We start from the raw sequence: 7,392 nt of genomic DNA on the forward strand, positions 1-7,392 counted from the left end.
TGAGGCCCCGGGCGGACCCGGGAGGCAGAAGGCGGGCCATGGGCAGGGTGAGTCGGCCGGCAGCGGCGGGGGCAGCGGTGGCGGCCTTGGCCCTGACCGCGAGCGGATGCGTGACCGTGCACGGGGAGCGGGAGATCGTTCCCGCGGCGACCGAGTCCGAGGCCGCGCGTGCGCTGAAGGAGTTCACCGCCGCGTACAACAAGGCCGACAAGGCGAACGACCCCAAGGCCTCCGAGGACCGGGTCACCGGCCCGCTCGGCGCGATCAACCAGGCCGGTCTGAAGGCCAAGCGGAAGAACGCCCCCGACGGCAATCCCAAGCACTCGGCGCTCGAACTCACCGACGCCGAGTTCCACATCCCGAAGAAGGCCGGCTGGCCGCGCTACTTCGTCGCCGACACCGACAGCAACAAGGACGTCGACGACGGCGGCGCCAAGGACACCCACTGGTTCCTGGTCTTCATCAAGCACAGCGCCGACGAGCCCTGGCAGGTTGCCTACCTGAACATCCTCTCGCCCGGCGAGGTCCCCGAGTTCAGGAAGGACAAGGACGGCTACGCCACCCCCGCCGACGTGGAGGCCAACAACCTCGCTCTCGCCCCCGCCGAGCTGCCCGCCGCCTACGCCGGCTATCTCAAGGACGGCGGCACCGCCTTCGCCGACGGGCAGCACACCAGCGGCTGGCGCGCGGACCGCGCCCGCCGGGAGAGCAGCCCTGGCTGGTCCCGGCAGTGGGTCGACCGGCCGGAGCAGTCCGGGGACTTCGCCCCGCTCGGGCTGCGGACCGAGGACGGCGGCGCGTTCGTCTTCTTCGCCGGCCGTCACTTCGAGAAGCAGACGGCCTCCGAAGGGCTGAAGATCAACGTGCCCAAGGACGTGCAGGCCCTGCTCACCGGCGAGGTCAAGCAGTCCATCACCCTGGAACGCGTCTCCAGCCTCGCGGCCCGGATACCGCCGAAGGGGGCGGCGGAGCCGGGGGCGGTGGTGGCGAGCCGGATCATGGGCATCACGGGCGCGGAAGGCAGCTGAAGGCCCGCCGCGGGCGCCCTCACCCGCACCCGGGAGCAAGCGGCACCTTCAGGAACCCTGCGGGCCGCCGCCGTCCTCCCGGTCGTGCCACTTCGGATCCGTCTCCCACTCCAGATTGCGCTCCTGCGCCGTCTGCATCGCGTGCTCGGCCTCCGTACGCGTCCCGTACGGGCCGAAACGGTCCTTGGCCGGGCACTCGGGGCCCTCCTCGACCTTCTGGTGGACGAGGCAGTAGTACCACTCGCCCGGCTTGCCGACCGTACGCTTCTTGAACAGGGCCATACCCGGCTCCTTTCCGCGAGCGGCGCCCGCGTCCGCGCGAGAGGCGCTCGCTCCCGCGAGGGGCGCACTCGCTCCCACGCCGCCATCGTGCCCGAAGTGGGCTCGTTACACTCACTGACATGTCTGTCCCGTCGCTGCTCGTACCAGGGGAGCTCTCTCCCACCCGCTCCGTGCCCGGCAACATCCGGCGCCCCGAATACGTGGGCAAGCCGGCCCCGAAGCCGTACACCGGTCCCGAGGTGCAGACCCCCGAGACCATCGAGGCGATGCGGACCGCAGGCCGGATCGCGGCGCAGGCGATGGCCGAGGCGGCCAAGCACATCGCGCCCGGCGTCACCACAGACGAGCTGGACCGGGTGGCCCACGAGTTCATGCTCGACCACGGCGCCTATCCCTCGACGCTCGGCTACCGCGGCTTCCCCAAGTCGTTGTGCAGCTCGGTCAACGAGGTCATCTGCCACGGCATCCCGGACTCCACCGTGCTGCGCGACGGCGACATCATCAACCTCGACGTGACGGCGTACATCGGCGGTGTGCACGGCGACAACAACGCGACGTACCTGGTCGGCGACGTCGAAGAGGAGTCGAGGCTGCTCGTCGAGCGCACCCGCGAATCGCTCAACCGCGCCATCAAGGCCGTCAAGCCCGGCCGCCAGATCAACATCATCGGCCGGGTCATCGAGTCGTACGCGAAGCGTTTCGGCTACGGCGTCGTGCGCGACTTCACCGGCCACGGCATCAACTCGTCCTTCCACAGCGGCCTGATCATCCCGCACTACGACTCGCCGCACGCCACGACGGTCATCCAGCCCGGCATGACGTTCACGATCGAGCCGATGCTCACGCTCGGCACGCACGAGTACGACATGTGGGAGGACGGCTGGACCGTCGTCACCAAGGACAGGAAGCGGACCGCGCAGTTCGAGCACACACTGGTGGTGACGGACACGGGGGCGGAGATCCTCACGCTTCCCTGAGCTTCCCGTACCGACCTTCCGTACCGAAGGGGCCCGTCGTTTTCACGGCGGGCCCTTTCGTTTTCACGGCGGGTCCTTTCGTCGGCGCCGGGAGGTTTACCGACACCCTGTCCGGATAATTTACCGACAGGTCGTCGGGAACCCGTTGACTTAGGTAAGCCTAAGTAGCAGGATCGAGGGTAGTCCCGCTTCTTCGGATCCGGAGGTCCCCCGTGGACACAGCAGCGCCCACCCCCTTCTCGACGCTGATCCGCACCGCGTCCCACGAACAGCACACCGAGGCCGAAACCTCGACCTTCATGAGTGATCTGCTCGGCGGCCGGCTCGGCGTGGAGGCATACACGCGCTACACCGAGCAGCTGTGGTTCGTGTACCGGGCGCTGGAGGACGTGGCGCCGGAGCTGGCCGAGGACCCGGTGGCGGGCCCGTTCATCCAGCCCGAACTGTGGCGCACCGAGGCGCTCGAGCGCGACCTCACGCATCTGCACGGCGGGGCGGCCTGGCGCGAGACGCTGCGGCCGCTGCCCGCCACGGCCGCGTACGCCGACCGGGTGGCCGAGTGCGCCCGCGAGTGGCCCGGCGGCTACGTCGCCCACCACTACACGCGCTACCTCGGCGACCTGTCCGGCGGGCAGATCATCCGCGACAAGGCCGAGAGGACCTGGGGCTTCAGCCGCAAGGGCGACGGCGTCCGCTTCTACGTCTTCGAGGACATCACGAACCCGGCCGCCTTCAAACGCCACTACCGCGAACTCCTGGACGCGCTCCCGGCGGACGACCTGGAGAAGCAGCGCGTGATCGACGAATGCAAGCGGGCGTTCGCGCTGAACACGGCGGTGTTCCGCGCCCTGGGCGAACAGTTCCCGCTCAGCGCGTGAGGCTCGGGCTGGTCCGCGGTTCCGGGGCGGGCGCGGTCCAGCATTCCAGCCTGTCTGGGGTTCCGGGACGAGCTTGGTCCAGTAATACGGCCCGTCGGGGGTTCCGGGCGGGCGCGGTCAGGCATTCCGGCCCGTCTGGGGTTCCGGGGCGGGCGCGGTCCAGCAGACTCAGCCTGTCCGGCGTTTGAGGACGAGCGCGTTCAGCGCGATCGGGGGCAAGGGGCGCAGCCCCGGAGGGGGGCCAGGGGGCGAAGCCCACGGGTGGCCCACCCACCCGGGGGTGCCCCGCACAACCGGGCCCGCCCACCCTGGGCCCCCACCTTGTGGCTGCGCAGGGGTCCGGGGGCTTCGCCCCCGGTTTCGGGAAGGGGCGGGTAGGGGATATCCGCGCCTCACCAGCGAGCCGGCGGCGGCGCCGTCAACTGGTCGGCGAGCCGCGACAGCCGGTCGCGCAGGCGGCGGCCCGAGCGCGTTGCCGGTGCCGCCGGCAGTGAGTTCTCGCCGGCTGCCGCGCTCACCAGGTGCTGGACCGTATCCAGGTCCAGCTCCCGCGAGCCCGGCACACTCAGTACCTCGTGCGCCAGCGACGGCAGCTCACACCCACCCTGATCGAGCGCCAGCACCACCGCCCCGGCCCGCCGTGCGTCATGCACCCGCGACAGCAGCCCCTCCCCGGGCTCCTCGGGCGCCACCACCAGCAGCGTCTCGCCGCGCCGCGCCGCCTCGATCCGTCCGAGCCCCACGGACAGATGCGCCGGATCCGCGGCCCGCACCCGGTGCCGTACGAGCGTCGGCCGCAGTTCCGGTGTCCCCGACCACGCCGCCTCGTCCACGAGATGCGCGGCCAGATGCCAGGGCTCGTACTCCGCGGTGCCCACGAGCAGCAGCCCGCCCCCGTGCGGGACGACCGAGCCGCGCAGGGAGGCGGCGAAACGGCGGGTGGCCGAGGGCCACTCGGTCCCGGCGAGCACTTCGCGCAGCAGCGCGACCCTTACGGCGTCCATGGCCGCATCCTGCCTCAAACGCCCCTGGAATCAGCCCTGTTCATTCCATCCGCCCACCGGGTGCCCGTTCACGGTCCCCCGGGTTCGTATGGGCGTACGATCCTCGCGAAAGTGCACCCGCCCGCACCCGCCCGGCACCCCGCCCGGCACCCCGCCCCGCACCCGCCCGGCGCCGGAGCCGATAGCACGCGCGGCCCGAACTCAACAGTCCGTTACCTGCAAGTATCGTCGGCGCCATGACTACGCATGCCACCCCGGACCCCACCCCGGGCGCCACTCCCGACGCAGCCCCCAGGAAGACCCCCGCCAAGGACCCCTGGGAGCTGCCCGACGTCTCCGGCCTCGTCGTCGGTGTGCTCGGCGGCACCGGTGACCAGGGCCGAGGCCTCGCCTACCGCCTCGCCCGCGCCGGTCAGAAGGTGATCATCGGCTCGCGCGCCGCGGACCGCGCGCGGACGGCCGCCGAGGAACTCGGCCTCGGCATCGAGGGTGCGGAGAACGCCGAATGCGCCCGCCGCAGCGACATCGTGATCGTCGCCGTCCCCTGGGAAGGGCATGCCAAGACCCTCGAAGCGCTTCGCGAGGACCTGGCGGGCAAGCTCGTCGTGGACTGCGTCAACCCGCTCGGCTTCGACAAGAAGGGCGCGTACGCCCTCCAGGTCGAGGAGGGCAGCGCCGCCCAGCAGGCTGCCGCGCTGCTCCCGGACTCCCGGGTCACGGCCGCCTTCCACCACCTTTCGGCGGTGCTGCTTCAGGACGAGTCGATCGACGAGATCGACACCGATGTGATGGTGCTCGGCGAGGCCCGCGCCGATACCGACCTGGTGCAGGCCCTGGCCGCCCGTATCCCCGGCATGCGCGGAGTCTTCGCGGGGCGGCTGCGCAATGCCCACCAGGTCGAGTCCCTCGTCGCCAACCTGATCTCCACCAACCGCCGCTACAAGGCCCACGTCGGCCTCCGCATCACGGACATCTGACCACAGACGCCTGACCACAGACAGCCAGGCGCGCCTGATCCGTATCGGGCGCGCCTGATCCGTGTACGGGACGAGGCGGGGCATGGGGGACACTGGACGGTGTACGACTCGTATCACCCCGTGCATCACCGACAGGAGACCGTCCCCATGCCCCGCCTCGCTCTGTACGCGCTGATCGTCTGCGTCCTCGCCGTGGCCGCGGCCGTGGTCTCCTTCGTGCAGGGCAGCCTGATCGGGATCGTCTGGGTCCTGATCGCAGGCCTGTCCTCCAACATGTGCTGGTACTACCTCAAGAAGGGCAAGGCCCAGGTCAGCCGCTGACCGGGACCGGTCCCGCGGTGCAGATCCCGTTCTGATCGGCCCAGAAGCGGTACAGGTTGTGCCCGCAGTACGACTCGAAGTCGCTGATCCCCAGCAGCTCGAGCAGCGAGTCGATCAGGTCGAAGAAGGCCACGTTGACCTCCGGGATCCACAGCACCGCGAACACCGCGAGCAGTCCGAAGGGCGCGAACGGCTCCACCTGCCGACGGATCCGTATCGACAGCCACGGCTCGATGACGCCGTACCCGTCGAGCCCGGGGACCGGCAGGAAGTTCAGCAGCGCGGCCGTCACCTGGAGCAGCGCCAGGAAGGCCAGCGCGTACCGGAAGACCAGCGGCACCCCGTCGAGCAGGCCCAGCCAGAACGGTGCCGTGCAGACGATCGCGAACAGCACGTTGGTGAGCGGGCCCGCGGCCGAGATCAGGCTGTGCCGCCATCGCCCCCGGATCCGCGAGCGCTCGATGAACACAGCGCCGCCCGGCAGGCCCAGGCCGCCCATGATCACGAAGGCCACGGGCAGGATGATGCTCAGGAGCGGATGGGTGTAGCGGGCGGGGTTCAGCGTGAGATAGCCCTTCGCGCCGATCGAGATGTCCCCGCTGTGCAGCGCCGTCCGGGCGTGCGCGTACTCGTGCAGGCAGAGCGAGACGATCCACGCGCCCGTGACGAAGACGAAGACGGCTATCCCGGGGATGTCCGCGAACCCGGTCCACACGGCCCAGCCGCCCGCGGCCGTGACGGCCACGATGCCCAGGAAGACAGGGCTGATCCGCCGGTCGCTGCGTCGGATGGCGGTGGTCATGGGCCTGGCTCCTCGGTGGACTGCGGTGGCGCGCGGGTGCTGTCGGTGCTGTAACGGTAACGGCGGGTAGTCGGCGATCGTTCCCGCAGTCGGCGAACGTTCCCGCCGGGACATCTGCGTCCTGTGGAAGTCCTGGGGGAAGCCCCGGCCGAATCCGGTGTGGGTTGGAGCGGCGGGCGAGGGACAATGGCGCGCGTGCGCTATTCCGTCCTCGGCACCACCCTGGCCCACCTCCCCGACGGCACCCCCGTGACCCTGGGCGGCGCCCGGCTGCGCGCGCTGCTCACCGTGCTCGCCCTCTCGCCGGGCCGTGCCGTGCCCGTCGGCCGCCTCGTCGACGAGGTCTGGGACGGCGAGCCGCCCGCCGACGCCGCGGGGGCCCTGCAGGCGCTGGTCGGCCGGCTGCGGCGGTCCCTCGGCGCGGCGGCGGTCGTGCTGGGGCCCGGCGGTTACCAGCTGGCCGCCGAGCGCGAGGACGTGGACGCGTACCGCTTCGAGCACTTCGCCCGCGAGGCGGCGAACGCGCTCGCCGACGAGGATCCCGTCAAGGCCCTCGCCCTGTACGACGAGGGCCTCGCGCTGTGGCGCGGCCCGGCGCTCGCCGATCTGCCGGACCGCGGCGCCGAGGCCGCCCGCTGGGAGGCGCGGCGCCTTGAGGCGCGCCGCGGCCGTTTCGCGGCGGCGCTCGGCCTGGGGAGGGCCGAGCAGATCCTGCCCGAGCTGGCCGCGCTCGCCGAGGCGCACCCGCTGGACGAGCCCCTGCAGGCGGTGCGACTGCGCGCCCTGCGGGACGCAGGCCGCGCGGCGGAGGCGCTGGCCGCGTACGAGGGCGTACGGGGACGGCTCGCCGAACAGCTCGGCGCGGACCCCGGGGCCGAACTGCGCGCCCTGCACGCCGAGTTGCTGGACCCGGCGACCGCGGCCACTGCGGCGGCCCCTGCCACCGCGGCGACCCCGGCGACCGGAGCTGCCCCGGCTGCCCCGTCGGCCCCGGAGCGTGCGGTCGGAAGCGTCGCGACCCCCACCGCCCTACAGGCGCCGGACACCCCCACCGCCCCACAGGCGCCGGAGACCACCGCCCCACAGGCGCCGGAGTCCACCCCCACCCCCACCCCACCCGCCC

At 71.8% G+C, this 7,392-nt stretch carries 9 protein-coding genes; 6 read left to right on the forward strand and 3 right to left on the reverse strand.

Going from position 1 to position 7,392, the window contains the following annotated elements; genetic code table 11:
* The first annotated feature begins 38 nt into the window (after nucleotides 1–38).
* Nucleotides 39–1,028, forward strand: a complete 990-nt coding sequence (locus ACLF6P_RS14665; RefSeq protein WP_415950684.1) for an SCO2278 family lipoprotein — start codon at nucleotides 39–41, stop codon at nucleotides 1,026–1,028.
* A 48-nt stretch (nucleotides 1,029–1,076) separates the two neighbouring features.
* On the opposite strand, the gene ACLF6P_RS14670 is transcribed toward ACLF6P_RS14665, so the two are convergent.
* Nucleotides 1,077–1,310 carry a hypothetical protein gene (locus ACLF6P_RS14670; protein WP_415950685.1) on the reverse strand — a complete coding sequence of 78 codons (234 nt, stop codon included), beginning with the start codon at nucleotides 1,308–1,310 and terminating at the stop codon, nucleotides 1,077–1,079.
* A 119-nt stretch (nucleotides 1,311–1,429) separates the two neighbouring features.
* Here ACLF6P_RS14670 and map point away from each other — a divergent pair, with 119 nt between their 5' ends.
* Entirely contained in the window at nucleotides 1,430–2,287 is an 858-nt protein-coding gene (map, locus tag ACLF6P_RS14675) for a type I methionyl aminopeptidase (RefSeq protein WP_415950686.1), read from the forward strand.
* A 212-nt stretch (nucleotides 2,288–2,499) separates the two neighbouring features.
* On the forward strand, nucleotides 2,500–3,165 hold the full coding sequence (locus ACLF6P_RS14680; RefSeq protein ID WP_415950687.1) for a biliverdin-producing heme oxygenase: 666 nt from the start codon (nucleotides 2,500–2,502) through the stop codon (nucleotides 3,163–3,165).
* 392 nt (nucleotides 3,166–3,557) lie between these two features.
* On the opposite strand, the gene ACLF6P_RS14685 is transcribed toward ACLF6P_RS14680, so the two are convergent.
* A complete protein-coding gene (locus ACLF6P_RS14685; protein WP_415950688.1) occupies nucleotides 3,558–4,169 on the reverse strand; it encodes a hypothetical protein in 612 nt (203 codons plus the stop codon).
* Nucleotides 4,170–4,405: 236 nt separating this feature from the next.
* Between ACLF6P_RS14685 and npdG the strand changes: the two genes are divergently transcribed.
* The gene (gene npdG, locus ACLF6P_RS14690; RefSeq protein WP_415950689.1) at nucleotides 4,406–5,146 is read left to right on the forward strand and encodes an NADPH-dependent F420 reductase; all 741 of its coding nucleotides are present in this window, start codon (nucleotides 4,406–4,408) and stop codon (nucleotides 5,144–5,146) included.
* Nucleotides 5,147–5,293: 147 nt separating this feature from the next.
* Nucleotides 5,294–5,467 carry a hypothetical protein gene (locus ACLF6P_RS14695; RefSeq protein WP_415950690.1) on the forward strand — a complete coding sequence of 58 codons (174 nt, stop codon included), beginning with the start codon at nucleotides 5,294–5,296 and terminating at the stop codon, nucleotides 5,465–5,467.
* Here the strand turns inward: ACLF6P_RS14695 and ACLF6P_RS14700 are convergent.
* Nucleotides 5,457–6,269 carry a site-2 protease family protein gene (locus ACLF6P_RS14700; protein WP_415950691.1) on the reverse strand — a complete coding sequence of 271 codons (813 nt, stop codon included), beginning with the start codon at nucleotides 6,267–6,269 and terminating at the stop codon, nucleotides 5,457–5,459. The genes ACLF6P_RS14695 and ACLF6P_RS14700 overlap by 11 nt on opposite strands.
* A 186-nt stretch (nucleotides 6,270–6,455) precedes the next feature.
* Here ACLF6P_RS14700 and ACLF6P_RS14705 point away from each other — a divergent pair.
* A partial coding sequence (locus tag ACLF6P_RS14705; protein WP_415950692.1) for an AfsR/SARP family transcriptional regulator occupies nucleotides 6,456–7,392 on the forward strand: 937 nt, incomplete at its 3' end.

It is taken from the genome of Streptomyces lothianensis, assembly GCF_047779955.1.
Classification (GTDB): domain Bacteria; phylum Actinomycetota; class Actinomycetes; order Streptomycetales; family Streptomycetaceae; genus Streptomyces.